The organism is Nocardioides anomalus, from assembly GCF_011046535.1.
In the GTDB taxonomy this organism is placed as follows: domain Bacteria; phylum Actinomycetota; class Actinomycetes; order Propionibacteriales; family Nocardioidaceae; genus Nocardioides; species Nocardioides anomalus.
Window position 1 is genome coordinate 507,064 of the sequence record NZ_CP049257.1, and the last position, 25,577, is coordinate 532,640.

Below are 25,577 nucleotides of genomic sequence, written 5' to 3' on the forward strand. Positions count from 1 at the left end.
GCTCAGCGGTGCCGCGCGTAGTGCCGCGCGGCCCGCTCGCGGTTGCCGCACCCGACCGAGCACCACGCCTGGCGGTGGTGCTCCTTGACGAAGTACAGGACGCAGCCCGGGGCCAGACAGGCCCGCAGCTCGACCTCGCTCGCGAAGAACCGCACGGCCTCGGCCGCGGCGTCGGCCAGTGCCCGGTCCTCGGCCGCGACGGCCGAGGCCCACACCACCCGCCCGTCGACCAGGGTCGGCCAGCCCGGGGCCAGCGCGGCCGTCGCGTTGAGGGTCGCCACCGCCTGCGCCACGCGCCCCTCGTGGCCCTCGGCCACCGGGCGCGGGTCGTCGGTGCGCTCGGCCGCCAGCACCCGCGCCGCGTCGCGCAGCGCCCGCCACCGCGGTGCGACGTCGGCGAGGTCGTCGTGGACGCCCGAGCGGTCGGCCCGGACCGTGTTGAGCAGCGCCACGGTGTCCACTCCTCTACTCTAACGGATGAAATGGCTTGCATCCGTGAGTACGGTGGAGACGTGTTCCACGAGGGTGAGCTGACGGTGCAGCGCCGGGCCGGGGTCGAGGCCGACGCGGCCCGGCTGGAGGGGATGCTCGCGCCGGCGGACCTGCGCGGCGGGCTGGCGCAGTTCCTGGCCGGCCGCACGTACGCCGCGCTGGCGGCCCGCGACGGCGACGACCGGCTCTGGGTCGCCCCCGTGAGCGGACCGCCCGGCTTCCTGGAGCCGACCGGCGCGACCACGCTGGCGGTGCACGCGGCGCCCGCGCCGGGCGACGCCCTGCACGGGCTGCCCGCGGACCAGCCGGTCGGCCTCATCGTCCTGGAGTACGTCGCGCGCCGCCGGGCCCGCGTCAACGGCCGGCTCGTCGCCGCCGGGCCGGACGGGCTCCTGGTCGAGGTGGCCGAGGCCTTCGGCAACTGCCCGCGCCACATCCCGCCGCGACCGCTCGCGCTCGCCGCGCCGGCGGACGGGTCCGTGCTCGACGACGACCTGGTCGCCGCGGTGGACACCTTCGTCCTCGGCACGAGCCATCCCGAGCGCGGCGCGGACGCCTCGCACCGCGGCGGTCCGCCCGGCTTCCTGCGGCGCGAGTCCGCGCACGTGCTGGTCTGGGACGACCTGCCCGGCAACCAGATGTTCACCAGCCTCGGCAACCTCGCCGTCGACCCGGCGGCCGCCCTGCTGCTGGTCCACCCCGGGACCGGTCGCCGCCAGCAGCTCTCGGGCACCGCGAGCGTCCGGTGGGACGTGCCCGGCTCGGCCACCGGCCGCCAGGTCGCCTTCGAGGTCGAGCGGGTCGTCGGCTAGCCGAGCCGGGCCAGCACGGCCCGCGCGTACGCCGCGTCGGCGCTGGTGTCGACGTAGCGCCCCGACGGCGTGGTCACGGCGTACCCCTCCGGCGGGCCGGGCACCTGCTCCAGGCTCGTGAAGGACCCGCCGAGGAGCGTGCGCAGCTGGTCCTCGCGCGGCAGCCACACGGCCTCGTCGGCCTCCAGGCTGTCCAGCGCCCACTCGGTGGTGCCGTTGAAGGCCAGGATCGGCGGGCCGTCGGGCGGGTGCAGGGCCTCGACGACCATGTCGCTGAGCACGAAGACGTGGTCGTCCAGGTCGCGGCCGGGGACCATGAAGGCATCGCCCGACCGCGGCGACCAGGCCAGCCCGGCGGCACGGAGCGCGAGGGCCAGGTCCAGGGACAGCACCCGTCCAGTGTGCCTCGCCTGAGAGGATGGGGGCATGGACCCGCGGCCCAGCGTCCTCAGCCCGCAGGCCCGCGACGACGCGCTGGCGACGATGCGGGCCGGAGAGCTCGACGTCCTCGTCGTGGGCGGCGGGGTGGTCGGCACCGGCGTCGCGCTGGACGCGGTCACCCGCGGCCTCAGCACCGGCCTGCTCGAGCAGCGCGACCTCGCCTCGGGCACGAGCAGCCGCAGCAGCAAGCTCATCCACGGCGGGCTGCGCTACCTGGAGATGCTCGACTTCGGGCTGGTCCGCGAGGCGCTGCAGGAGCGCGGGCTGCTGCTCACCCGGCTCGCGCCGCACCTGGTCCGGCCGGTGCCGTTCCTCTACCCGCTGACCCACCGCGGGTGGGAGCGACCGTACGTCGGCTCCGGGCTGCTGCTCTACGACACCATGGCCCGCTTCGGGTACGCCGAGGCCGGGCTGCCCCGGCACCGGCACCTGTCCCGCAAGGCCGTGGCCCGGATCGCCCCAGACTTCGCGCCGGAGTCGATCACCGGGGCCATCCGCTACCACGACGCCCAGGTCGACGACGCCCGGCTGGTGACCACCATCGCCCGCACCGCGGCCGCGCACGGCGCGCACGTGGCGACCCGGGTGCGCGTGACCGGCTTCCTGCGCGAGGGCGAGCGGGTGGTCGGCGTACGCGCCCGCGACCTCGAGCACGGCGTCGACCTCGAGGTCCGCGCCCGGGTGGTGGTCAACGCCGCCGGGGTGTGGACCGACGAGATCCAGGAGATGGTGGGCGGCCGCGGCGCCCTGCACGTCCAGGCCTCCAAGGGCATCCACCTGGTCGTGCCGCGCGACCGGATCCGCTCCGAGGCCGGCTTCATCGTGCGCACCGAGAAGTCGGTGCTCTTCGTCATCCCGTGGGGCCGGCACTGGATCATCGGCACCACCGACACCGAGTGGGACCTCGACAAGGCCCACCCCGCCGCGTCCAAGGCCGACATCGACTACGTCCTCGGCCACGTCAACGCGATCCTGCGCGAGCCGCTGGACCACGACGACGTCGAGGGCGTGTACGCCGGCCTGCGGCCGCTGCTGTCCGGCGAGTCCGAGCCCACCTCGCGCATCTCCCGCGAGCACACCGTGGTCACGCCCGTGCCGGGGCTGGTGATGATCGCCGGCGGCAAGCTCACGACGTACCGCGTGATGGCCGTCGACGCCGTCGACGCCGCCGCCCACTCGCTGTCCACCACCGGGACGACGGTCAAGCCGTCCATCACCCACCGGGTCCCGCTGGTCGGCGCCGACGGCTTCGAGACCCGCACCAACCAGCGCGTGCAGCTGGCCCGCAGGGCCGGTCTGCACGTGGCGCGGATCGACCACCTGCTGGGGCGATACGGCGACCTGGTCGACGAGCTCCTCGCGCTGCTCGAGGAGCGCCCCGAGCTGGCCGAGCCCCTCGACGGCGCCGAGGACCACCTGGCCGCCGAGGTGGTCCACGCGGTGACCCACGAGGGCGCCCGCCACCTCGACGACGTGCTCACCCGCCGCACCCGGATCTCCATCGAGACCTTCGACCGCGGCGTGCGCGCCGCCCCCGCCGCCGCCCGGCTGATGGCCGGCGAGCTCGGGTGGGACGACGCGCGCACCGCCGACGAGGTCGACCACTACCTGCGCCGGGTCGCCGCCGAGCGCGACTCCCAGGCCAAGCTCACCGACCAGGAGGCCGACGAGGCCCGGGTGAAGGTCAGCGACATCGTCTGAGCCGGGACCGGCACGGGACACGGGCGGGGCGCACGGCCCTGCTGGTCGGGACGGCCGACAGCTCGGTGGGTGTCGACCAGCTCCGCACGATGCCGGCCGTGCGGGCCGAGGGCGTGGCGACCGGCTGCGACACCAACGCCAGCGTCATCAGCAACGCCGCCGGTGGCGTCAAGCTCTTCTGGAAGCGCTCGAGCTTCGACGCCTCGGCGTTCCTGGGCGCTGAATGCGCGACCAGGAGCCAGCTGGTCGTGCCGCGCACGGGGATCTACGAGATCACCGCCTCGCTCGAGTGGCCGAGCGCAGCGGGCAGCGCGACCCGGACCCTCGGCACCAAGCGCGCGAACCTGCCGTACCTCGCGGCCGACCGACGGGCCAACACGCCGAACGAGCCGACCCAGCAGTCGATCGCCACGGTCGCCTACCTCAACCAGGGCGAGCGCATCGAGGTCTGGGCCTACCCGAAGTCCCCCGGTGACCTGACCCTCGACCCCACGCTGCGCACGTCCACCGTGACGATGCACTACGTGGCCCGCTCCTAGGAACCACCTCTCGCCGTTGACAACTAGAACACGTTCCACCCATGCTGACGCGCGTCAGATCGAGACCTGCGTCACACAGGAGGCACCGTGGTCGACAGCCCGCCCGCCGACCTCAGGCTCCAGCGGACCGCCCGTGACGCCAGCACCGTCCCGGCCCTGCTCGAGGGGTGGCTGAGCGGCGCGCTGCCGGCCGGCGCCGAGCCCGAGGTCGTCCTGCACAGCGGCATCGACAGCAACGGCATGAGCTCGGAGACGCTGGTCTTCGACGCCACCTGGACCGAGGACGGCGCCCGCGGCACGCACGCCTACGTCGCCCGGGTGGCCCCGAGTGCCGACGAGTTCCCGGTCTTCCGCGACTACGCCTTGCAGGACCAGTACGACGCGATGCGGATCGTCGGCGAGCGCACCGAGGTGCCGGTGCCGACGGTCGGGCTGTTCGAGCCGACGGGGGAGGTGCTGGGCACGCCGTTCTTCCTCATGGACCGGATCGAGGGCATCGTGCCGCCCGACGTGCCGCCGTACAACTGGGGCGACAACTGGCTGGCCGACGCCAGCCGCGCGGACCAGCGCCGGCTCCAGGACGCCACGGTCGCGGCGGTGGCCGGGCTGCACGGCGTACCGGACGCGGCGCGGACCTTCGCCTTCCTCGACCGCACCGGTCACCCCGGCGCGACGCCGCTGGAGCGCAACCTGGCGTGGGTGCGGGCGTGGTACGAGTGGGCCGTCCCCGACCTCGGCCCGTCGCCGATCGCGGAGCGGACGCTCAGCTGGCTGGAGAGCAACGTCCCGCCGACCACGGAGACCGTGCTGTGCTGGGGCGACTCGCGCATCGGCAACGTGCTCTACCGCGACTTCGCGCCGGTCGGCGTCCTGGACTGGGAGATGGCCGCGATCGGGCCGCGCGAGATGGACCTGTCGTGGATGGTCTTCGCGCACCTGGTGTTCGAGTCGATCACCGGGGTCTTCGAGATGCCGGGCATGCCGCACTTCCTGCGCGAGGAGGACGTGCTGGCGACGTACGCCGACCTCACGGGCGTCCGGCTCGGCGACCTGACCTGGTTCCACCTCTACAACGCCGCGCAGTGGTGCGTGGTCTTCATGCGCACCAGCGCCCGGCAGCTGCACTTCGGTGAGATCGAGCGGCCCGACGACATCGAGACGCTGTTCCACCACAAGCCGCTGATGGAGCGGCTGCTGGCCGAGGCCGGGGTGCCCGCGTGAGCCGGTGGGCCGGCGGCATCGGGCCGCTCGACGAGTACCCGCTCCACCAGGCCCCGCTGCCGATCGGCTGGGCGGCCAGCACCGACCGCAACTTCTACGACCGGTCCTACTTCAACGCCCACGACCGCACCGGCGAGGTCTTCTGCATCTTCGGGCACGGCTACTACCCGAACCTCGGGACCAAGGACGCCTTCTTCCTCGTCCGTCGTGGCGACACCCAGACCGCCGTCCACTTCGGCGACCGGATCGACGACGACCGGCTCCACCAGCACGTCGGCGGCTACCGCGTCGAGGTCGTCGAGCCGCTGCAGAGGCTGCGCGTGGTGGTCGAGGAGGCCGAGGGCATCGCCGCCGACCTGACGTGGGAGGGGCTGTTCCCGGTCGTGCGCGAGCAGCCGCACGTGATGCGGGCCGGGTCGCGGGTGACGCTCGACGCCCAGCGGTTCGCCCAGGTCGGCTCGTGGTCCGGCACGGTCGTCGTCGACGGCTCGACGTACGACGTCACCCCGGACCGCTGGCTCGGCTCGCGCGACCGCTCGTGGGGCATCCGCCCGGTCGGCGAGGCGGTGCCGGCCGGTGCGCCCGCGGACCCGGAGTTCGAGGGCATGTGGTGGCTCTACGTGCCGATGGCCTTCGAGGACTTCGCGGTCGTGCTCATCATCCAGGAGGAGCCCGACGGGCTCCGCACGCTCAACGACTGCACGCGCATCTGGAAGGACGGCCGCGTCGAGCAGCTCGGCTGGCCGCTCGTCACCGTCCACTACGCCTCGGGCACCCGCGTCCCCACCGGCGCCTCGATCACCTGCACCACCCCCGACGGCAAGCCCGTCCAGCTCGAGGTCGAGTCGCTGCTGCCGGTGCCGCTGCACGTCGGCGGCGGGTACGGCGGCGACCCCGACTGGGGGCACGGGGTCTGGAAGGGACCGGGCTTCACCGAGCGGGTCAGCTACGACCTCACCGCCTCCGACGTCGCCGGCCGGGTGATGTTCGGCGTCATCGACCACGTCGGCCGGGGCGTGTGCGACGGCCAGGAGGGCTGGGGCCTGTTCGAGCACGGCTCGATCGGCCGGCACGACCCCAGCGGCTTCGCCGACTTCTTCTCCCTCGCGCCCTAGGAGGCACCGGTGTCCCAGCACGACCGCGACGCGTTCTTCATCGACGGTGGCTGGTCGGCGCCCGCGTCGTCGGCCCTTCTCGAGGTGGTCAGTCCGCACACCGAGGAGGTCGTCGCGACCGTCCCCGAGGGCACGACCGCCGACGTCGACGCGGCGGTGGCCGCCGCGCGCCGGGCCTTCGACTCCGGGCCCTGGCCGCGCCTGTCGCCCGCCGAGCGGATCGACGTGGTCCAGGCCTTCTCCGGGCTGTACGCCGCCCGGCTGGGTGAGATGGCCGACCTCATCACGCTCGAGATGGGCAGCCCGACGTCGTTCGCCAACCTCGCCCAGTCGCCGGCGCCCTGGATGCAGATCGAGTCGTTCCTGGCCATCGCCCGCGAGTTCGCGTGGGAGGAGGAGCGCGCCGGCGCGCTCGGCTCGCCGGTCGTCGTGTGCCGCGAGCCGGTCGGCGTGGTCGCGGCCATCCCGCCGTGGAACGTCCCGCAGTTCACGATCATGTCCAAGCTGGTGCCGGCCCTGCTGGCCGGCTGCACGGTGGTGGTCAAGCCGGCGCCCGAGACCCCGCTGGACGGCTACCTGCTGGCCGAGCTGCTCAGCGAGGCCGGCGTACCCGACGGCGTGGTCAACATCGTGGCCGCCGGCCGCGAGGTCGGCGAGCACCTGGTCGCCCACCCCGGCGTGGACAAGGTCGCGTTCACCGGCTCCACCGCCGCCGGCCGCCGGATCGCCGCGGTCTGCGGCGAGCAGCTCAAGCGGGTCTCGCTCGAGCTCGGCGGCAAGTCCGCCGCGATCGTCCTCGACGACGCCGACCTGGCGACCACGATGGGCGGCCTGCGCTTCACCGCGCTGATGAACTCCGGCCAGGCCTGCGTCGCCCAGACCCGGATCCTCGCCTCGCGCGCCCGGTACGCCGAGGTCGTGGACGCTCTCGTCGAGACGGTCCGGTCGATGCCGGTCGGCGACCCCGCCGACCCCGCCACCGAGATCGGCCCCCTCGTCGCGCAGCGCCAGCAGGAGCGGGTCGAGAAGTACATCGCCCTCGGGCAGGAGGAGGGCGCCCGCGTCGCCGTCGGCGGCAACGGCATGCCCGACGGCCTGGACCGCGGCTGGTACGTCCGGCCCACCGTCTTCGCCGATGTCGACAACCGGATGCGCATCGCCCAGGAGGAGATCTTCGGGCCGGTGCTGTCGGTCATCGCCTACGACGACGTGGACGACGCCGTGCGCATCGCCAACGACTCCGACTACGGGCTGGCCGGGACCGTGTGGACCTCCGACCGGGAGGCCGGCCTCGACGTGGCCCGCCGGGTCCGCGCGGGGACCTACGGCGTCAACACCTACACGATGGACTTCGCCGCGCCCTTCGGCGGCTACAAGGCCTCCGGCGTCGGCCGGGAGTTCGGCCCCGAGGGGCTGGCGCAGTACATCGAGCTCAAGTCGATCTACACCGAGGGGTAGCCGCCTCCGGCCCTCTGTGTCGGGATCCCCGGGTACCCGGGGATTCCGGCCCCGTTGGGGCGTTGCAACACCCCAACGGGGTGCGAAGTGGCCCAACGCCTCAGGGAATCGATCGGCTCAGCCGGGCCATGGCGCCGCCGAACAGGGCGGTCCGGATCCGCGCCGCCGTACGCGCCGGGTCCTCCAGATCCCTCCAGGTGATGCGTATGCATCTCCATCCGGTGAGCTCGCGGATGCGGTCCTCGCGCCGCTTCTCGCGGAACACCGCATCGCCGGGCGACTCACCTGGTCTGAGATGGCGGGAGTACTTCTCCCGCCCGTCGAACTCCAGGAAGACGCCGAGCTCCGGCCACGCGAAGTCGACCCAGAACGCGGTGCGCCCCCTCTCGTCGCGGATCGGGTGTTGCGCGAAGGGCGCGGGGAGGTGGTGGGAGAAGCAGAGGTACAGCGTTCGCGATTCGCCGACGGAGCTGATCGCAGGATTCGCCAGGCGGAGGACGAGGTCGGTCGCCAACGTCCCGGACCACCGGTCGATCCCCGCCGCGTAGCGTGCGCGCACCTGCTCCAGGGAGGTCTGCCCGGAGTGGAGCAGGTGGTTGACGACCGCCAGCGCGGCCTCCGTCGGGGCCACGGTCGTCACCTCCAGCGCCAGTCGCGCCGCCGACATGACCGGTACGGCGTGCAGGGTCGTCACGTCTCCGTCGAGCAGCCGCCCGCAGTGCTGTCGGACCCCAGCCTCCCTCCTGCCAGCCTTGTTGTCGGTCCGCGTCACGTGGACCTCCTCCAGGTCCAGGCCCCACACCGGACCGTCGTACAGCGGCACGCCACTCGCGTGCGAGGCGACGACCTCGGTCCTGGCTTGCGCCATGACCGCCCGCGTGCGCAGCTCGTGGCGACCGCTTGCGCCGGCAGCTCGCCAGGGCGACCCCTCGACGTACGCACCGCGTCGGACCCTCGCCCACTGCCCGGACGCGACCATGCGTGCGAGGCCGCGATCGGTCCACCCGTCGGCGAGGAGCGCCTTGCGCAGCATGATCGCCGTGAAGCGAGGGTCATCGGGTGCGCGGTCGTCCATGCCCGCCATCGTCATCGCCGGAGCGCGGACGTGTCGGGCTCTCTCCACAGGCCTGAGTGGCGTGAGGCATTGGGGGCCTTCTGACCGCGTTGGGGTGTTGCAACAGCCCAGCGGCGCGGGGATCCCCGGGTACCCGGGGATCCCGACGGACCGCAGCAAAGCTCGGAGGGTTGACAGGACGGGGCCGTGTGTAAAGTCCCACACCGGCTACTGGCGGGTAGTGGCCCACGTCACCAGCGCCTAGGCTCGGGGTCATGAGCGACCGGAACCCCAGTCCCGCCGGCGGTCCACTGGTCGAGGGGCCGCGCGACCCCGAGCACGACGCCACGGCGTCGTACGCCCTCGAGCCGGAGTACGCCGCCAGCCTGACCCGGCGGGTCCTGGCCACGACCGGGCGCACGGTGGAGGTGCGCAGCCCGCTCAACGGGGCGCCGCTCGCCCACATCCCTCAGTCGAGCGCCGAGGACGTGGCGGCGGCGTACGCCCGGGCGCGCAAGGCGCAGCAGGCCTGGCAGCGCGTCTCGCTCGACGACCGGGCGGCCATCCTGCTCCGACTGCACGACCTGATCCTGGAGCGCCAGGACGAGATCATCGACCTGATCGTGTGGGAGTCCGGCAAGGCCCGCAAGCACGCCTTCGACGAGCCGCTGCACGTCGCGCTGACCGCGCGCTACTACGCCCGCACGGCGCATGAGCACCTCGACACCCAGCGCAAGCTCGGCGTGGTGCCGGGGCTGACGCGGGTCGAGGTCAACCGGGTGCCCAAGGGCGTCGTCGGGATCATCAGCCCCTGGAACTACCCGTTCACCATGGCGCTCTGCGACGGCCTCCCGGCTCTGCTCGCCGGCAACGCGGTGGTGGCCAAGCCGGACGCGCAGACCATGCTGTCCGCGCTCTGGGGCGCGCAGCTGCTGGAGGAGGCCGGCTTCCCGGCCGACCTGTGGACCGTGGTGGCCGGCCCGGGCGCGGAGATCGGCCCGGAGCTCGTGGCGCGCTCGGACTACGTCTGCTTCACCGGCTCGACCGCCACCGGCCGGCTGATCGCGCAGGGCTGCGCGGAGCGGCTCATCGGCTGCTCGCTCGAGCTGGGCGGCAAGAACCCGATCCTGGTCCTGCGCGACGCCGACCTCGAGCGCGCGGCCGAGGGCGCCGTGCGCGCGGCGTTCTCGAACGCCGGGCAGCTGTGCGTCTCGATGGAGCGGATGTTCGTGGCCGACCAGGTCTACGACCGGTTCGTCGAGCGGTTCGTCGCCCGCACCGAGGCGATGTCGCTGGGCGCCTCGCTCGACTGGGGCGTGGACATGGGCTCGCTGATCTCCCAGCAGCAGCTCGACACCGTCACCCGCCACGTCGAGGACGCGGTGGCCAAGGGCGCGCGGGTGCTGACCGGCGGCCGGCACCGGCCCGACCTCGGCCCCTACTTCTACGAGCCGACGATCCTCGAGGGCGTGACGCCGGAGATGACGTGCTTCGGCGAGGAGACCTTCGGGCCGGTCATCGCGCTCTACCGCTTCCACGACGAGGCCGACGCGGTGGCGCGGGCCAACGCCGGGGAGTACGGCCTCAACGCCTCGATCTACAGCCAGGACGGCGCACGGGCGCGGGCCATCGCCCGGTTCGTGAAGTGCGGGACGGTCAACATCAACGAGGCCTTCGCCGCGACCTTCGCCTCCATCGACTCGCCCATGGGCGGCATGCGCCAGTCCGGCATGGGCCGGCGCCAGGGGGCCGAGGGCATCCACCGCTACACCGAGTCGCAGTCGGTGGCCACCCAGCGGCTGCTGCGGTTCGGGCCGGTGCTGGGGATGTCGGATGCGACGTACGCCAAGGTCATGACGGCGAACCTGAAGCTGATGAAGAAGCTGGGGCGGGCATGAGCGAGCAGTTCGACTTCGACGTCCTGGTCGTCGGCTCCGGGTTCGGCGGGTCGGTCACCGCGCTGCGGCTGACCGAGAAGGGCTACCGCGTCGGCGTGCTCGAGGCCGGGCCGCGCTTCCGCGACGAGGACTTCGCCTCGGGGACCTTCGACCTCAAGAAGTACCTCTGGGCGCCGGCGCTCGGGATGTACGGCATCCAGCGCATCGACGCGGTGCGCGACACGATGATCGTGGCCGGCGCGGGGGTCGGCGGCGGGTCGCTGGTCTACGCCAACACGCTCTACGAGCCGCTGCCGGCGTTCTACACCGACCCGCAGTGGTCGCACATCACGGACTGGAAGGACGAGCTCGCGCCGTACTACGACCAGGCCAAGCGGATGCTCGGCGTGGTCGAGAACCCCGTGCGCACCCCGTCGGACGACGTGATGGAGAAGGTCGCCACCGACATGGGCGTCGGCGAGACCTTCCACCCGACGCCGGTCGGCGTCTTCTTCGGCGGCCCGGGCCAGGTGGCGGGGGAGCGGGTCGAGGACCCGTACTTCGGCGGCGCCGGTCCGGCGCGCAACACCTGCCTCAACTGCGGTGAGTGCATGAGCGGCTGTCGGCACAACGCCAAGAACACGCTGGTGAAGAACTACCTCTACCTCGCCGAGCAGAACGGCGCGCAGGTGCTGCCGCTGACCACGGTCACGCGCATCTCGCCGCGGTCGGCCGGTGGCTACGACGTGCGGGTGAAGTTCACCAAGGCCCGCACCTCGCGCGGCGCGCGCGTCCTCACCGCCGAGCACGTGGTGATGGCCGCCGCGTCGCTGGGCACCCAGAAGCTGCTGCACCGGATGAAGGACGAGGGGCACCTGCCCCGGCTGTCGAAGCGGCTGGGCTTCCTCTCGCGCACCAACTCCGAGTCGATCCTCGGCGCGATCGCGCCGGCCGGCGACGCGACGGACTACACCTACGGCGTGGCCATCACCTCGTCGTTCCACCCCGACGCCGACACCCACGTCGAGCCCTGCCGCTACGGCAAGGGGTTCAACACCATGGCCATGCTCCAGACCGTGCTGACCGACGGCGACGAGTCCGGCTCGCCGACGCGGATCAGGACGTGGCTGCGCGAGCTGTGGACCCAGCGACGCAACGTGCGTGAGCTCTACGACTTCAAGCACTGGTCGGAGCGCACCGTCATCGCGCTGGTCATGCAGAGCCTGGACAACTCGATCACGACGTACGGCAAGAAGACCCTCGGCGTGTGGCGGATGACCTCGCGCCAGGGCCACGGCGCGCCCAACCCGACGTGGATCCCGGTGGCCAACGAGACCGTGCGGCGGATCGCGGCCAAGGTCGGCGGCACGCCCGGCGGCAACATCGGCGAGCCGTTCGGCATGCCGCTGACCGCTCACTTCATCGGCGGCTGCGCCATCGGCGACTCCGCCGAGACCGGTGTCGTCGACCCCTACCAGCGGGTCTTCGGCCACCCCGGCCTGCACGTCGCGGACGGCTCCGCCGTCACCGCCAACCTGGGCGTGAACCCCTCGCTCACCATCACCGCCCAGGCCGAGCGGGCGATGAGCTTCTGGCCCAACAAGGGCGAGGCCGACCCCCGCCCGGCCCTCGGCGCGGCGTACGAGCGGATCGCCCCGGTCGCGCCCCAGGCGCCCGTCGTCCCGGACTCGGCGCCCGGCGCCCTGCGTCTGCCCATCGTCGGGGTCTCCTGAGTTCCGCGTCTGCGCAGGTCAGACACCCCCTGGGTATCAGTGGTCCAGACCGCGCGATCGCCGCTCAGAATTGCCCTGCACACCGGCGTAACCCGCCTCCCCAGGCGTCGTTGAGCCGATCGGAACCGGTCGTCTTGCTCCCTCCCTCCTGACCGGTCTCCGAGTCCAGGCGCCGTCCAGGAGCGTGGACGATCAGGGCCCGGCCACCCTCCCTCCCCGGCCGGGCCCTGGTGCATTTACCGACTGGGTCCTCCGTGCCCCAGACCCCGCCGGCGAGGGACGGCGGCCAGGCCCTGATCGACCGCGCTCCCGGACGGCGAGTGCCTGGATCCCGGGTAGGTCAGGCGAGCATCAGCTTGGCGGTCAGCTCGCGGCGACTGGCCACGCCGACCTTGGCGAAGACCTTCTTGAGGTGGTCCTGGACGGTGTGCGGCGACAGGTGCAGGGCGGCGGCGATGCTGCGGGTGTTGGCGCCCTGCAGGACGAGGAGGGCGACCTCCTCCTCGCGGGCGGTGAGGCCGTGGGCGGTCAGGGCGAGGCGGCTGAGGGCGGCGCGCGGGGCGGGCTCGACGGTGACGACGACGTCGCGGCCGGTCTCGGCTGCGTCGGAGCCGGGCTGGTCGGCGTCGTCGCCGGCGAGGGGCGCGGCGCGCAGGCTGAGCCACTGGCCGGCCGGGGTGCGGACGCGGGTGCCGAAGGGCGCGCCGGTGTGCCGGCAGGTGGCGACGACGGCGAGGAGGTTGGCGGGCAGCGAGCCGTGGTCGCGGCCGCCGAGCTCGTCCAGGGCGGTGCGGGCGGCGGGGGTGAGGTGGGTGGCGCGGTCGGCCTCGTCGACGACGAGAACCGCGGGGCCGCCGTGACCGGTGTCCACGGTGGCGGGGTCGGGGTCGGCGGGCAGCTGGAAGAGGCTGCGCTGGATGGCCTGGGCGAGGACCGGAGCGGCCTCGGCCACCGCGTCGCCGTCCTCGGTCGTGAAGGGCGGGTCGCCCGGTCCGCGGTAGACGCCGAGCGCGCCCCAGACCGCACCGCGGCTGACGAAGGCGGCGCGGAGCTCGTCGGTGAAGCCGAAGCGGGGCTGCATGAAGTCGCGGTGCCGGCGGCAGGTCTCGGGGTGCCCGTTGGTGTCGACCGACAGCAGGCCGACCGGCGGCGTGCGGCGGGCGATGTCCTCGAACTTGTTGACGTCGGGGCCGCCGTACTCCGCTGCGGCGAACTCCTCGTCGCCGATCCCCAGCGAGCGGGTCTTCGACGCCCAGGTCACGACCCCGGACGCGGGGTCGGTGACCGCGAGGCAGGCGAAGTCGTACGCCACGTCCGCGGCCAGCTCGCGGTAGACGAGCGCGGCCAGGTCGTCGAGGCTCAGTGCGCCGCGGTCGGAGGGCGCGGCCCGCTCGGCCAGTCGCTCGGCCAGACGTCGTGACCCCCGTGCGCGCACCGGGCCATCCTGAGCCGCGCTGGCGTCCGGGACAAGACCACACATTCTTGGGATGGGCGGCGGGTCCGGCGCGGCGGAGGCTTCTCGGCATGGAGACCAACGCCCCGATGACCACCGACGCCGACCTCGTCGACGTGCGCGACATGCTCGTCGTGCACACCGCCCTGCTGCGCGAGTTCCGGCTCGCCCCCGCCGCCGTACGCCGCGTGGCCCACGACGACCGCCGGCAGGCGTTCGCCGTCGAGCGCCACCTCGACCTGGTCTGCGGCCTGATGCACCACCACCACGTCGGCGAGGACGAGCTCCTCTGGCCGGTGCTCTCCCCGCGGCTCGACGCCCGGGCCACGCCGCTGCTCGACGTCGCCGAGGCGCAGCACGCCGGCATCGAGGCCGCGCTGGACCGGGTCTCCGGGGCGCGGCTGTCCTGGCTGGGCGGCGCGGACGACGCCTCCCGCGAGGAGCTGGCCGACGCGCTGAGCCGCCTGCACGCGCTGCTCGCCGAGCACCTCGAGCACGAGGAGCGGCACCTGCTGCCCCTCGCGGCCGCGCACCTGAGCGAGGCCGAGTGGCACGCCATCGGCGACGCCGGCGCCCGCAGCGTCCCGAAGCGCGACCTGATGCTGGTCTTCGGCATGTTCGCCTACGAGGGCGACCCGGAGGTCCTCCGGCTGATGCTGGCCAGCGCGCCCCCGCCGGTGCGCTTCCTGGTGCCGCGGATCGCACCGCGCGTCTACGCGCGCCGGGCCCGCCGGGTCCACGGCACCCCGACCCCGTGAGGGGGATCGGCTAGCGTCGCGAGCATGAAGCTCTCCACGCGCAACCAGCTCCGCGGGACCGTGACCGGCGTGACCACCGGCGAGGCCATGGCCGTGGTCAAGGTGCAGCTGGACGGCGGCGAGACCATCACCTCCTCGATCACCCGCGAGGCCGCCGAGGACCTCGGGCTCGAGCCCGGTTCCGCAGTGGTCGTGCTGATCAAGTCCACCGAGGTCGGGCTCGGCGTCGAGGACTGACCCGTCGCCGGCTCGGTCAGGGCGCGACGGCCGGGGCGTCGACCTCCACGGTGACGTGGGCGGCACTGACCACGGCGGTGGCCGACCGGCCCGGGCGCAGGTGGAGCTCCTCGGCCGAGTCCCGGGTCATGAGGGCGGTGACGCGGACGTCGCCGCAGGCCAGCTCGACCTGGGCCATGAGCCCGTCGACGTGCACGGCCACTACCGTGCCGGCCCAGTGGTTGGGCGCGCTCGAGACGTGGCGCGGACGCCCGTCGTCAAGCAGCCGCCGCAGCTCGTCCACTCGGAGGACGCGACGGTTGCCCTGGCGCTCGAACGTCAGCCGTCCGTTGCGCTCCCAGCGGCGCAGCGTGTCGATGCTGACGCCGAGGGCCTGGGCCACCTCGCCGATGCCGAGGTGCTCAACGCTCACCGGATGCCTCCTCGCCGCCGGGGAAGGTGACGCCGCCGATCAGCCGGACCCGTACGTCGTCGCCGGCGCGCAGCCCCGGCTCGTGGTGCCAGGCGCGCAGCACGCCGTCGGCGAGGCGCAGCTCGACGCGGATGCCGTCCTGTTGTGGCAGGGTCCGCACGACCGTCGCGTCGAGATCGCCGGCCGGGTCGAGGACCACGTGCGGCAGCCTGGTCAGCAACACCTGGTCGCCGCGGCGCAACTCGCCGTCGTACCCGAGGAAGCGGGCGACCTCGGCGCTCGGCGGCGCGGCCAGGAGCTCCGCGGGCGGGCCGGCGGCGACGGTGCGCCCGTCCATGAGCACCACGAGGCGGTCGGCCAGCGCCCAGGCCTCGGCCCGGTCGTGGACGACCACGAGCACGCCGCCCGCGCCCTCGCGCAGGGCCGAAGAGGTGTCCTCGCAGAGCGCGGCGCGGGCCTCGGGGTCGAGACCGGCGAACGGCTCGTCGAGGAGCAGCAGATCGGGGCGGAGCGCGAGCCCGCGCGCGACGTGCACCCGCCGCCGCTCGCCACCGGACAGGGAGTCGGCCGGTCGCTCGGACAGGTGGCCGGCACGCAGCTGCTCGAGGGCCTCCATGGCCCGCGCGCGGCGCTGGCCGCGAGGCACGCCCCACCAGGCCAGGGCCAGCTGGACGTTGGCCCGGACCGAGCGGCGCGCGAGTCCGGGCGTCTGCAGCACCGAGGCCACCCGACCGTCGATGGTGCGGGTGCCGCCGGCGACCGGCAGCACGCCACCGACGGCCTCGAGCAGTGTGCTCTTGCCGGCGCCGTTGGGGCCGAGGACCGCGACGGTCTCACCGCGCTCGACGACGAGGGACAGGTCGTGCACGACCTCGCGCCGGCCCCGGCGCACCGCCACGTCCTGCAGCGTCAGGAGGCTCACGAGGCGGACCATGCCGTACGTCGCGACCGGCGTCCGTACTGCAGCCAGGTCAGCGCGGACGTGAGCACGACGATGAGCCCGAGCAGGATGATGCCGATGGCCATGCCCTCGGCGTAGCGACCGGCGCCGATCGACTCCAGGGCCGCGCTGGCCAGGGTCTGGTCGTAGCCGCGGATGTTGCCGCCGACGAGCACGATGGCGCCGACCTCGGACAGGCCCGAGCCGACCGCAGCGATGGTGGCTGCGAGGATCCCGGTCCGCGCCTCGCGAGCGGCCAGGAGAGCGAGGTCCAGCCGGCCGGCGCCGAAGGCCCGCGCCTGGTCGAGCAGGCCGGGTGGGGTGTCGCGCACCGCCGAGACCGTCAGCGCGACCATCAGCGGGAGGGCCAGGCAGGTCTGGGCGATGAAGACGCCCCGGAGGGTGAAGAGCAGGTCGAGGCCGCCCAGCGGGGCCTGCGGGAACATCAGCAGCGCGAGCACCAGGCCCACGACGACCGGCGGCAGCGCGAACCCGGTGTTGGCCACGACCACCAGCACGCCCCGACCCGGGAACCGGCCGAGGGCGAGCGCGAGCCCCACCGGCAGACCGAGCACGAGGGAGACCCCGGTCGAGACCGCGACGACCTGCAGCGTCACCTCGAGGAGCTGGACCAGCTCGGGGTTGCCGCTCCAGATCAGGTCCCACGCCTGCTGCAGGCCGTCCAGGAAGAAGTTCACGGCGCGGGTGGTGACGACGTCGTCGAGGCGCTGGGACTCGACGAGGCGGTGGAGCCGGGCTCGACGACGTAGACCAGCCGGCCGTCGTCGAGCCGGTAGACCTTGCCGACCTCGGCGCCGTTGCCGACGACCTGCTGGCCGTCGGCGGGCACCTCGCCGGTCTCGGCGTCCTGGGGCACCGTGATCGTGTCGTCCTGGGCCGTCCTGCCGTCGGTGAACTGTCCGGCCAGGTTGAGCGACGACAGCGCGGCGAGCAGGAACCCGACCGACAAGACGATGCCGAGGTCGAAGAGGTTGACCAGGCCGTCGAGCGGGTCGCCGGCGCGGTCCTCGTGGCGTCGCGCGTGCGGCTTGACCCGGATCACCGGGACGCCTCGCGGTGCCGGCTCGCCTCGGGCTCGGGGTCCGCGGTGAGCACGGCCGCGACGTACTCGAGGTCGGAGCCGTCCTGACCGTAGATCCGGTCCCGGAAGAGCGACAGGGCGAACGCGACCGCGCCCACCAGCAGGCCGAGCACGGTCACGCTGAAGGCCAGGCGCAGGTTGTCCGACAGGGTCGCGACGTCGCCGCTGGCCAGCCCCTCGAGGGCGGGGGAGAGCGGGATGAGCGTGCCCATCAGCCCGAGGGCCGGGCCGGTGCGGACGAGCAGGCGGGTGCGGGCCAGCCGGCGCTGCCGACCGAAGTCGAAGTCGGCAAGCAGCTTCATGAGCCTCGGCTCGGCGCCGGGCGTCCCGGCCTCGGCCGCGAACTCGCCGAGCACCTCGCCCATCGCCGGGCTCCACGCCACGGCCTCGAGGGCGGTGGCCGCCGCCCCCCGGTCGTCTCGCCCGATGGCGTCGCGCGCCCCGGCCGCCGCCGCGACCAGCGCCTTGAGGCTGCGACGCCGCCGGCGCAGGGTCTCGGCGGCGAACGCACCGATCTCGACCACGACCCAGGCCAGGGAGGACAGGGCCAGCACGATCACCGGGACCTCCAGCGCCTCGGAGGCGCGGAAGACCGCCTGGTACAGGTCGTCCTTCACGAGCGCACCCCGGACCACCGGAGCCGGACCCGGCGGCGCAGTCCACCGCTCTCCGACGCCGCTCCGGCGAGGAGCAGGAGCACCGCCCCCAGGGCGGCCCACACGCCGGTGCTGACACGGAACGGCGGGTCGGTGAGCGGCCGGGCGGCCGGGGACGGCTGCGGGGTGTCGCTCACGACAGAGCCGCCGGGCCGGACCTCGGCGGCGGCGAGCAGGATGCCGCTCACCTCGTCGGCGTCGGGCGCCGCCGGCGGGGGCTCGGTCGGCGGGGTCGAGGGTGGCGTGGTCGGCGTGGTCGGCGCGGTCGGGGCGTCTCCCGGGGTGGAGGTGGGGACGGCGGCGCCGCGCGTCGGGCCGCCCGTCGGCGAGGCGGACGGCGAGCCCGTGGTCGGTCGCCCCCCGTCCCCGGGATCGGGATCGGGATCGCCGGACGGCGAACCGGAAGGTCCCCGGGTCGGCCCGGCGGCGCCGGGACCGTCTCCCCCGGTCCCCGGCGGGGTCGACGCAGACGCGGTGGCGCTCGGGGCCGGTCCGACCTGGAGCGCCACCTGGCCCCAGCCGAAGGAGCCATCGGAGGCGCGCTCGACGCCCACCGTGGCGACGTACGTCCCGCCGACCGCACCGGCGGGGAAGGTGTACGTCGGCGCCGCCTCGGCGGACGCGGTGCCGCCCGGAAGCTGCCAGTCGTAGGCGAGCCCGGCCCCCGCAGGAGCGGCGGTGAGCGTGAAGCTGCGACCCGCGTCGCCCACCGGCGTCGCGGTCACGTCGACGTCGAGGATGTCGCCGGTGGTGTGTGCGCGTACCAGCAGCGCCCCGCCGTCCTGGCTGTTGAGCCGCCCCTGGTCGGGGCCCGGGGAGCCGTTGTCGTCGTCGGACTCGCGCTGGGGCCGGACGTAGCTGAAGACGCGCTCGCGACCCTCGGGCTCGCTGGAGTAGAACGCCGGGAGGAGCCCGCCCTGGAAGCCGTTGGAGCCCGGGGCGCCGAGCTCCTGCGTTGTCAGCAGGTGCCGGGCGTAGCGGTCCGGCGGCGGCGCGACCACCTCGACGTACCGCACCTGCCCAGGGTCCACCGCGAGCCCGACCAGCCGACCGATCGAGGATCCGCGCTCGACGATGGTGTCCACACCGCCGAGGACGGGGTACGACGTGCGCGGCACGTCGGCGTTCCCGATGACCTCGGCGGCGTAGAAGTACGACGTGCTGGTCACCTGGTCGCCGGCCACGACCTGGACGACCACGCACGGCCCGGGCTGCGGGCAGCTCGGCACGGTGACGCCGGCCAGCGCCGGCGCCGGGGCGAGCAGCGCCGAAGCGGGCGCCGCCAGCACCGACGCCAGCAGCGCCCGCCCGAGCAGACCGAGGGTGGGGCTCAGGACACCTTCACCGTCACCGTCTTGGAAGTGGCGGGCAGCAGCTTCGCGCCGTCCTTGTACAGCACCTGGAACCGCCAGGTCCCGGCCGGCAGCGAGGTCGTGAAGCTGAAGGCGGCCTTGCCGTCCTTCACCTTGAGCCTGCCGACCTTCTTGAGCTTCTGGCCCTTCTTGGCGGCGTACACCGTCACCTTGGCCTTGCCGCTGGTCGGCTTCGGCTTCAGGTCACCGGTCACCTTCACCCGCGGGCCCTTGAGGTCGACGACCTTGCGCAGCGCGACGCCGCTCGCGGTCCCGACCGGGGACGAGGCCGGGGCCAGCAGGTCGCCGAACGGGGGGTTCAGGTTGGGCAGCTCGACCTTGCTGTTCTCTGCGGTGCCGACCCGGTAGACCTTGCCCGGCCTCACCCGGTACTTCATGGAGAACGCCCCGGTGGCGTCGGTCGTCGCCTGCTTGACCGTCTTCGGCACCGACAACGGCGAGGACCCCGAGAACTCCTGCAGGCTCACCGTGACCCCGCCGAGGGCCGGGTAGCCGGGCACGGCGTTCGCCAACGTCCCGGTGATCGTCGTCTTCCTGCCGGCCTTGAACGACGTGCTGGCGAAGCTCGCGCTCAGCTGCGGCGAGGCCGACGGGACGAACGCCGCGTCGCCGTCCGAGGCCAGGTGCGCACCGATCGCGCTCTGGGTGGCCGGCGAGGTCAGGAAGTCGAGGAACAGCTTGGCCGCGACCGGGTCGGTCTTGGTCGTGGACGGGTCCGCGAACTTGGCCGGATTCACCGCGTAGGCGTGGAAGACGTTGATGAGGGCGTCGCGCCCACCGCGCGCGCCGGAAGAGTTGTCGCGGGTCACGATCTTCAGGTTCTGGGCCTGGCCGGTGGAGCGCAGGTACTTGTAGGTGCCGCGGTCGGTGAAGACGTAGCACTTGCCGCTGGGGTTGGTGGCCGTGCTGCAGGTGTTGGCGATGTTGACGTTCGTAGCCTGACTGCCCGCGTTGCCGGTGTGGTACCAGGTCGGGAACGGCGCCCCGTCGGGGTCGGGGGTGGTGTCGTCCGGGCTCGTGCACTGGGTGCTGGGGCTGGCCGGGTCCTTGGGGCGCGTGCCGCCGCCCGCGGGCGCGCCGACCGCGCAGGTCGCCACCCCGCTGGTCAGGGCCCACAGCGCGCGCTCCTGCACAGCCGTGCCCGGTGTACCGCCACGGGAGACGAAGTCGGCCTTGCCGGCCGCACCGGCGGCGGCGACCTTCTCGAACGCCGCGACGATGTCGTTCGGCGCGGACGCCGCGACTCCCGCCGGGTCGTCGTTGGGGCCGAGCAGGACGTAGTCGCCCCAGAAGACGAGGCGACCGTACGGCTCGAGGGAGTAGCCGTCGGCGACGAACTGGTTCTCGATCGAGGCCGCGTGCACGATCGCCGCGGCGGCCAGTCCGTTGCGGGCGTCGGTCAGCGCGGCACCGGTGCCCTTGGCGATGTACTGCAGGTCGTACTGCGGGTAGGCCGCCTCGAAGCGCGGCTCGATCACCGAGGCGACCAGGTTGGAGTCGGAGACGTCGCTGGTGCCGATGACGACGAACGGCGTGGCGGCGTGCGCGGCCGGGGCGGGCAGCACGACGAGGGCGGCGCCCAGGGCGAGCGCGGAGCCGGCCAGGACCGACCGGCGCCCGCTACGACGAGAGAGTGCGGACATGGGACGCATCAGATCACAGAACCTAGACATTACCTAGAGATGACGCCCGGCCCTTCCGCGACGGCTCGCTGCCCACCGCTGTCGGCGCGCGGGTCTAGGGTCGAGGGACTCGCATCGTCGGTCTCGGGAGCTCGCTGTGACGGTCCACCTCTCCACCCTCCGCACCTCGTCCGTCCTCCGCGCCGTCGGCGCGGCCGCCCTCGCGGCGTCCCTCGCGGGCGCCGTGCTGGCCGCGCCGCCCGGCGCCTCGGCGCGCGCCGACGTCTCGCCGCCGTCGGGGGAGGCGCCCGAGCCGGGGGCGGAGGTCGGGTCGGTGCCGGCAGTGGCGTGGCAGGGGTGTCGCGACTCGGTGCCGGGGGCGCCGAAGGCGCTGCAGTGCGCGACCTACCAGGTGCCGCTGGACTACCGGAACCCGGCGGCGGGCACGGCCACCATCGCACTCGACCGGCTGCCGGCCACGGGGCCGGACCGGATCGGGTCGCTCTTCCTCAACCCGGGTGGTCCGGGCGGGTCGGGCGTCGACTTCGTGGCCGGGGTGGGCGGGTCGCCGACCTTCAAGGCGCTGCGCGAGCACTTCGACCTCGTCGGGTTCGACCCGCGCGGGACCAACCGCAGCACGCCGGGCATCGCCTGCGAGGCGCCGGCCAAGACCGTGCGCCGCCTCGACGCGGCCCAGGGCGCGCCGAAGGTGACCCGGGCCTCGGTGCGCCGAGCGTTGCGCACCGGTGCGGCGTACGCCGAGAGCTGTCGCTCCGCGAGCGGCGACCTGGTGGACCTCACCGGCACGGAGTACGCCGTGCGCGACCTCGACCGGCTGCGCGCCGCGGTGGGCGATCCCAAGCTGAGCTACCTCGGCTTCTCCTACGGCACGTTCCTGGGCACGGTCTACGCCGACCTCTACCCCTCCCGGGTGCGCGCGGTGACGCTGGACGGCTCGGTCGACCCCCAGCAGTACGGCGACGACTTCCTCGCGCTGCTCAAGCTCAACGCGAAGGCCAGCGAGCGCTCCACCGACGCGTTCCTGGCCTGGTGCTCCCGGCGGGCGCAGGCGTGCGGGTTCGGCGCCGGTGACGCCGAGGGGGCGGTCGACGCCCTCATCCGCCGCCTCGACCGCAAGCCCCTGGTGAGCGGCCAGGGCAAGCGGCGGGCCGTGACCAACGGCTACACGGTGGCCGAGCTGCTCTACCTCCAGACCGGCAGCGGTCGCGGCGCCTGGAAGGACACCGGTCAGCTGCTGGCCGGCATCGCCGCGGGCCGACAGACGATCAGCAACGCCGACCTCATCGGTGCCGGCGGCGCGACCAACATCGCCATCGAGTGCACCGACTCCGCCGGCGGGGTGGCGCCGGCCGGCTTCAAGGCCTACGCCGACAAGATCGAGCGCATCGCCCCGCGCCTCGGCCCCGCGCTGGTCCTCGGGCCGCCGATCTACGACGGCGCCAACGGCGCCACCTGCGCCCGCTGGCCGAACCTCGACCCGCCCAGCGACTGGCGCGGCGACGACCACGCCCAGGGCTCGGCGCCGATCCTGGTCGTGGGCTCGCAGGGTGACCCCTCCACGCCGTACCCGGGTGCGGTCGCGCTGGCCGACACACTGGACAACGCGGTGCTGCTCACGGAGAAGAGCGGCCCGAGCTCCACGCACACGTCGTACTTCTACAACGCCTGCATCCGCCGCCACGTCGACGCCTACCTGGTCGGCCTGGGGCTGCCGGCCGAGGGCACGACGTGCCGCGAGGAGCAGTAGGGACTGCTGCGCGGGGCCGTCGTTGAAGATGACTCTTACGGGCTATTCACGAGGTGCGCCTCACCGGGAAGGGTGGTCGGTCGGGCCTCGTGCCCGTCTCCCTCCCCCTCTCCTCCGAAGGAACACCCGTGCGCCCTCTGCTCACCCGACCCGCGGTCGGCCTCGGGAGCCTGGCCCTGGCGGCGTCCGTGCTGCTCGTCGCGGCCGACCCCGCCCACGCCGCTCCCGCCGACACGACGTTGACGGTCTCCGTCGTCGACCAGTACGGCCGTCCCACGGCCGGGGTCGTGACGACCTTCGGGCAGGACGGCACGCCTTACGTCGAGACTCCACTCGCGGTCAGGACGGACCACGTCTTCTCGGTCCCCAGCGGCGCCGGCTACTCGTTCTCGTCGGTCACGCCGTGGTCGGGCTCGGACTGCCTCGGCATCGCCAACTGCCCGGCCGCGGGCCAGCCGTCGGGGTTCACGCCGGTGGTGACCGTGCCGGTCGACACGCCCACGGCGTACACGATCCACGTCACCGTCCCGACGATCACCGGCTCCACCGCCGTCGGCTCACCGCTGTCCATCCAGATCCCCGAGAGCCTGCAGCGGTTCAACGCGGCCTTCCCCACGGCCCCGCCACCGTTCACCGGCCTGTCCACGACGAACCCGACGCAGTGGAAGCGCGGTGCCGCGGCCATCCCCGGCGCCACGACCAACCCGACCTACACGACCGTGGCTGCCGACGCCGGGCAGCCGGTCGCCGCCGTGCTCAGCCCGTCGGCCGCGCAGTCCGCGATCTTCAGTGCCGCCGCCGCCGGCTACACCGTGCCGCCGTTCACCACGAACGCCGTCGCCGTGGACCCGGGGTCCGCCCAGACCAAGACCAAGGTCAAGCTGGCCCAGCACGTGCGGGTCGGGCAGAAGGTCACGATGACGATCAAGGTCAAGGCCACCGGAGGTTCGACGCCGGACGGCAAGGTGACCGTGCGCATCGGCACGTTCAAGGCCGCCAAGAAGCTCGACGAGGACGGCGAGGCGCTGATCAACCTGCCGCGCCTCGAGGCGGGGACCTACAAGGTCCTGGCGAAGTACTCCGGCTCGGAGGGCTTCGAGAAGTCCAAGGCCAGGAAGATCACCCTCACCGTGAAGAAGTAGCGACCGTCCCGGGGCCGTCCACGACGGACGGCCTCCGGACGGTCCCGAACGGCCGTGCGCGTGGGCGCCGGCATCGGTGAGGATGTGCCTGTGCTGGGCCTGGAGATCGTCGTCCTGCTCGGGGTCGCGCTGGTGGCCTGCGGAGCGGCGGCGCGGCGCTACCCGATCGCGCCGGCGATCCTGCTGGTGCTGGTCGGGGTGCTGGTGGGGTTCGTGCCCCGGCTGCAGGACGCCCAGCTGCCGCCCGAGGTGGTGCTGCTGCTGTTCCTGCCGGCGCTGCTGTACTGGGAGAGCCTGACCACCTCGCTGCGCGAGATCCGCAACAACCTGCGGGTGGTGGTGCTCAGCAGCACGGTGCTGGTCTTCGTCACGGCGGCGGCCGTGGCCGTGGTGGCGCACTGGGTCGGGCTGGGCTGGGGTCCGGCGTGGGTGATGGGCGCGGCGCTGGCGCCGACCGACGCCACCGCCGTGGGCGTGCTCGCGCGCGACCTGCCGCGGCGCACGGTGACGGTGCTGCGCGCCGAGAGCCTGGTCAACGACGGCACGGCGCTGGTGCTCTACGGCCTGGCCGTGGGCGTCACGGTGGGCGAGGAGCACCTCACCGGGCTGCACGTCAGCTGGCTGCTCGTGCTGTCGTACGGCGGGGGCGTGCTGGCCGGCGGCGTCATCGGCCTGGTCAGCTGGCAGCTGCGCAGCCGCATGGACGACCCGATGCTCGAGGGGATCGCCATGCTGGTGACGCCGTTCGCGGCGTTCCTGCTGGCCGACTCCATCGAGGCCTCCGGCGTGCTGGCCGTGGTCTCGTGCGGGCTGTTCATGAGCCAGGTGACGCCGCGCATCACCGCGGCCGCGACCCGGCAGCTGATCATGCCGTTCTGGGCGCTCTCGACGACGGTCCTGAGCAGCTCGCTGTTCGTGCTCGTCGGGCTGTCCGCGCAGGCCGCGTTCCGGGACCTGAGCAGCACCTCGATGCTCAAGGCGCTGGTCGACACGGTGATCGTGACCGCGGTGGTGATCGGCGTGCGCTGGGCGTGGCTCTACACCACGCCGTACCTCATCCGGATGGTCGACCGGCGCCCCCAGCAGCGCGAACGGCGGGTGGGCGCGCGCCAGCGGACGGTGAACGCCCTGGTCGGATTCCGCGGCGCGGTGTCGCTGGCCGCCGTGCTCGCGGTGCCCGAGACCCTGGACTCCGGCGCACCCTTCCCCGACCGCGACCTCATCGTGCTCATCACCTGCGGCGTGATCCTGCTGACCCTGCTGCAGGCGCTGTTCCTGCCGGCGGTGGTCCGGTTCGCGCGACTGCCCCCGGACACCTCGGTGGCCGAGGAGGAGCAGCTGGCCGAGTGCTACACGCTCGAGGCCGCCATCGGCGCACTCGACGAGACCGCGGCCGAGCTGGGCAGCGGGGAGCGGGTCGTCGAGCGGGTGCGCCACGAGCTGGAGAAGCAGCACGCCCTGCTGCGGGCCGGCGGCGACGACGGCGACCCGGTGGTCGTGCACGACGACCAGTACACGAGCCTCTCCCTCGCCCTCATCGCCCGCCGCCGCGAGGCGCTGCTCGAGCTGCGCGACGCCCAGCGCATCGACGACATCGTGCTGCGCCGCGTCGAGTCCCGCCTGGACATCGAGGAGGTCCGCTTCTCCCGCGGCAGCCCGACCGAGTGAGGG

The 25,577-nt window shown here is 73.6% G+C and carries 24 protein-coding genes; 13 read left to right on the plus strand and 11 right to left on the minus strand.

From position 1 onward, the window contains the following. Positions 1-2: 2 nt before the first annotated feature. Positions 3-461, minus strand: coding sequence for a CGNR zinc finger domain-containing protein (locus tag G5V58_RS02670; protein WP_165228521.1), 459 nt, complete (start codon positions 459-461; stop codon positions 3-5). A gap of 51 nt (positions 462-512) precedes the next feature. Between G5V58_RS02670 and G5V58_RS02675 the strand changes: the two genes are divergently transcribed. Further along, positions 513-1,304: a pyridoxamine 5'-phosphate oxidase family protein gene (locus tag G5V58_RS02675; RefSeq protein WP_230487022.1), complete on the plus strand. Its 792-nt coding sequence runs from the start codon at positions 513-515 to the stop codon at positions 1,302-1,304. Here G5V58_RS02675 and G5V58_RS02680 read toward each other — a convergent pair. Further along, the gene (locus tag G5V58_RS02680; protein WP_165228525.1) at positions 1,301-1,696 is read right to left on the minus strand and encodes a pilus assembly protein CpaE; all 396 of its coding nucleotides are present in this window, start codon (positions 1,694-1,696) and stop codon (positions 1,301-1,303) included. The two genes, G5V58_RS02675 and G5V58_RS02680, sit on opposite strands and share 4 nt — an antisense overlap. Before the next feature lie 34 nt (positions 1,697-1,730). Between G5V58_RS02680 and G5V58_RS02685 the strand changes: the two genes are divergently transcribed. The 5 genes from G5V58_RS02685 to G5V58_RS02705 all read left to right on the plus strand — a co-directional run bounded on the left by G5V58_RS02685 (position 1,731) and on the right by G5V58_RS02705 (position 7,779). Further along, the gene (locus G5V58_RS02685) at positions 1,731-3,446 is read left to right on the plus strand and encodes a glycerol-3-phosphate dehydrogenase/oxidase (RefSeq protein WP_165228527.1); all 1,716 of its coding nucleotides are present in this window, start codon (positions 1,731-1,733) and stop codon (positions 3,444-3,446) included. Positions 3,447-3,544: 98 nt separating this feature from the next. Beyond that, entirely contained in the window at positions 3,545-3,985 is a 441-nt protein-coding gene (locus G5V58_RS02690) for a hypothetical protein (protein WP_165228529.1), read from the plus strand. Between the two features lie 87 nt (positions 3,986-4,072). Then, the gene (locus tag G5V58_RS02695; RefSeq protein WP_165228531.1) at positions 4,073-5,206 is read left to right on the plus strand and encodes a phosphotransferase family protein; all 1,134 of its coding nucleotides are present in this window, start codon (positions 4,073-4,075) and stop codon (positions 5,204-5,206) included. After that, the gene (locus G5V58_RS02700) at positions 5,203-6,321 is read left to right on the plus strand and encodes a hypothetical protein (protein WP_230487023.1); all 1,119 of its coding nucleotides are present in this window, start codon (positions 5,203-5,205) and stop codon (positions 6,319-6,321) included. The genes G5V58_RS02695 and G5V58_RS02700 overlap by 4 nt, the downstream gene beginning before the upstream one ends. Before the next feature lie 9 nt (positions 6,322-6,330). Further along, complete coding sequence (locus G5V58_RS02705; RefSeq protein WP_165228533.1) at positions 6,331-7,779, plus strand: aldehyde dehydrogenase; 1,449 nt, start codon at positions 6,331-6,333, stop codon at positions 7,777-7,779. Between the two features lie 100 nt (positions 7,780-7,879). Here the strand turns inward: G5V58_RS02705 and G5V58_RS02710 are convergent, their stop codons facing one another. Further along, positions 7,880-8,854: a hypothetical protein gene (locus G5V58_RS02710; RefSeq protein ID WP_165228535.1), complete on the minus strand. Its 975-nt coding sequence runs from the start codon at positions 8,852-8,854 to the stop codon at positions 7,880-7,882. Between the two features lie 254 nt (positions 8,855-9,108). On the opposite strand from G5V58_RS02710, the gene G5V58_RS02715 reads away from it, so the two are divergent. Beyond that, positions 9,109-10,731, plus strand: a complete 1,623-nt coding sequence (locus G5V58_RS02715) for a succinic semialdehyde dehydrogenase (protein ID WP_165228537.1) — start codon at positions 9,109-9,111, stop codon at positions 10,729-10,731. Further along, positions 10,728-12,443 carry a GMC family oxidoreductase gene (locus tag G5V58_RS02720; protein ID WP_165228539.1) on the plus strand — a complete coding sequence of 572 codons (1,716 nt, stop codon included), beginning with the start codon at positions 10,728-10,730 and terminating at the stop codon, positions 12,441-12,443. Before G5V58_RS02715 ends, G5V58_RS02720 begins: the two co-directional genes overlap by 4 nt. A gap of 340 nt (positions 12,444-12,783) precedes the next feature. Here the strand turns inward: G5V58_RS02720 and G5V58_RS26315 are convergent, their stop codons facing one another. Further along, positions 12,784-13,878, minus strand: coding sequence for a helix-turn-helix transcriptional regulator (locus G5V58_RS26315; protein ID WP_268991256.1), 1,095 nt, complete (start codon positions 13,876-13,878; stop codon positions 12,784-12,786). A gap of 89 nt (positions 13,879-13,967) precedes the next feature. Between G5V58_RS26315 and G5V58_RS02730 the strand changes: the two genes are divergently transcribed. Further along, entirely contained in the window at positions 13,968-14,654 is a 687-nt protein-coding gene (locus tag G5V58_RS02730; RefSeq protein WP_165228543.1) for a hemerythrin domain-containing protein, read from the plus strand. Positions 14,655-14,678: 24 nt separating this feature from the next. Continuing rightward, positions 14,679-14,891: a TOBE domain-containing protein gene (locus G5V58_RS02735; RefSeq protein ID WP_165228545.1), complete on the plus strand. Its 213-nt coding sequence runs from the start codon at positions 14,679-14,681 to the stop codon at positions 14,889-14,891. Positions 14,892-14,907: 16 nt separating this feature from the next. Here the strand turns inward: G5V58_RS02735 and G5V58_RS02740 are convergent, their stop codons facing one another. The 7 genes from G5V58_RS02740 to G5V58_RS02770 are packed head-to-tail and all read right to left on the minus strand — an operon-like array spanning position 14,908 to position 21,017. Next, complete coding sequence (locus G5V58_RS02740; protein WP_165228547.1) at positions 14,908-15,303, minus strand: TOBE domain-containing protein; 396 nt, start codon at positions 15,301-15,303, stop codon at positions 14,908-14,910. Continuing rightward, positions 15,293-16,225, minus strand: a complete 933-nt coding sequence (locus tag G5V58_RS02745) for an ATP-binding cassette domain-containing protein (protein WP_165228549.1) — start codon at positions 16,223-16,225, stop codon at positions 15,293-15,295. The genes G5V58_RS02740 and G5V58_RS02745 overlap by 11 nt, the downstream gene beginning before the upstream one ends. Further along, on the minus strand, positions 16,222-16,941 hold the full coding sequence (locus G5V58_RS02750; protein WP_165228551.1) for an ABC transporter permease: 720 nt from the start codon (positions 16,939-16,941) through the stop codon (positions 16,222-16,224). The genes G5V58_RS02745 and G5V58_RS02750 overlap by 4 nt, the downstream gene beginning before the upstream one ends. Next, the gene (locus G5V58_RS02755) at positions 16,938-17,306 is read right to left on the minus strand and encodes a DUF2149 domain-containing protein (protein ID WP_165228553.1); all 369 of its coding nucleotides are present in this window, start codon (positions 17,304-17,306) and stop codon (positions 16,938-16,940) included. The genes G5V58_RS02750 and G5V58_RS02755 overlap by 4 nt, the downstream gene beginning before the upstream one ends. Continuing rightward, complete coding sequence (locus G5V58_RS25745) at positions 17,303-17,962, minus strand: MotA/TolQ/ExbB proton channel family protein (RefSeq protein WP_230487024.1); 660 nt, start codon at positions 17,960-17,962, stop codon at positions 17,303-17,305. The genes G5V58_RS02755 and G5V58_RS25745 overlap by 4 nt, the downstream gene beginning before the upstream one ends. Beyond that, positions 17,959-19,290 (minus strand): hypothetical protein, encoded by a 1,332-nt coding sequence (locus G5V58_RS02765; protein ID WP_165228555.1) that lies wholly within the window; start codon positions 19,288-19,290, stop codon positions 17,959-17,961. The genes G5V58_RS25745 and G5V58_RS02765 overlap by 4 nt, the downstream gene beginning before the upstream one ends. A gap of 41 nt (positions 19,291-19,331) precedes the next feature. Next, positions 19,332-21,017, minus strand: a complete 1,686-nt coding sequence (locus tag G5V58_RS02770; RefSeq protein ID WP_165228557.1) for a substrate-binding domain-containing protein — start codon at positions 21,015-21,017, stop codon at positions 19,332-19,334. 136 nt (positions 21,018-21,153) lie between these two features. Here G5V58_RS02770 and G5V58_RS02775 point away from each other — a divergent pair, with 136 nt between their 5' ends. The 3 genes from G5V58_RS02775 to G5V58_RS02785 all read left to right on the plus strand — a co-directional run bounded on the left by G5V58_RS02775 (position 21,154) and on the right by G5V58_RS02785 (position 25,574). Beyond that, positions 21,154-22,764, plus strand: a complete 1,611-nt coding sequence (locus G5V58_RS02775) for an alpha/beta hydrolase (protein WP_165228559.1) — start codon at positions 21,154-21,156, stop codon at positions 22,762-22,764. Between the two features lie 128 nt (positions 22,765-22,892). Next, positions 22,893-23,906, plus strand: a complete 1,014-nt coding sequence (locus G5V58_RS02780) for an Ig-like domain-containing protein (protein WP_165228561.1) — start codon at positions 22,893-22,895, stop codon at positions 23,904-23,906. Positions 23,907-23,996: 90 nt separating this feature from the next. Further along, positions 23,997-25,574, plus strand: coding sequence for a Na+/H+ antiporter (locus G5V58_RS02785; RefSeq protein ID WP_165228563.1), 1,578 nt, complete (start codon positions 23,997-23,999; stop codon positions 25,572-25,574). The last annotated feature ends 3 nt before the right edge of the window (positions 25,575-25,577 follow it).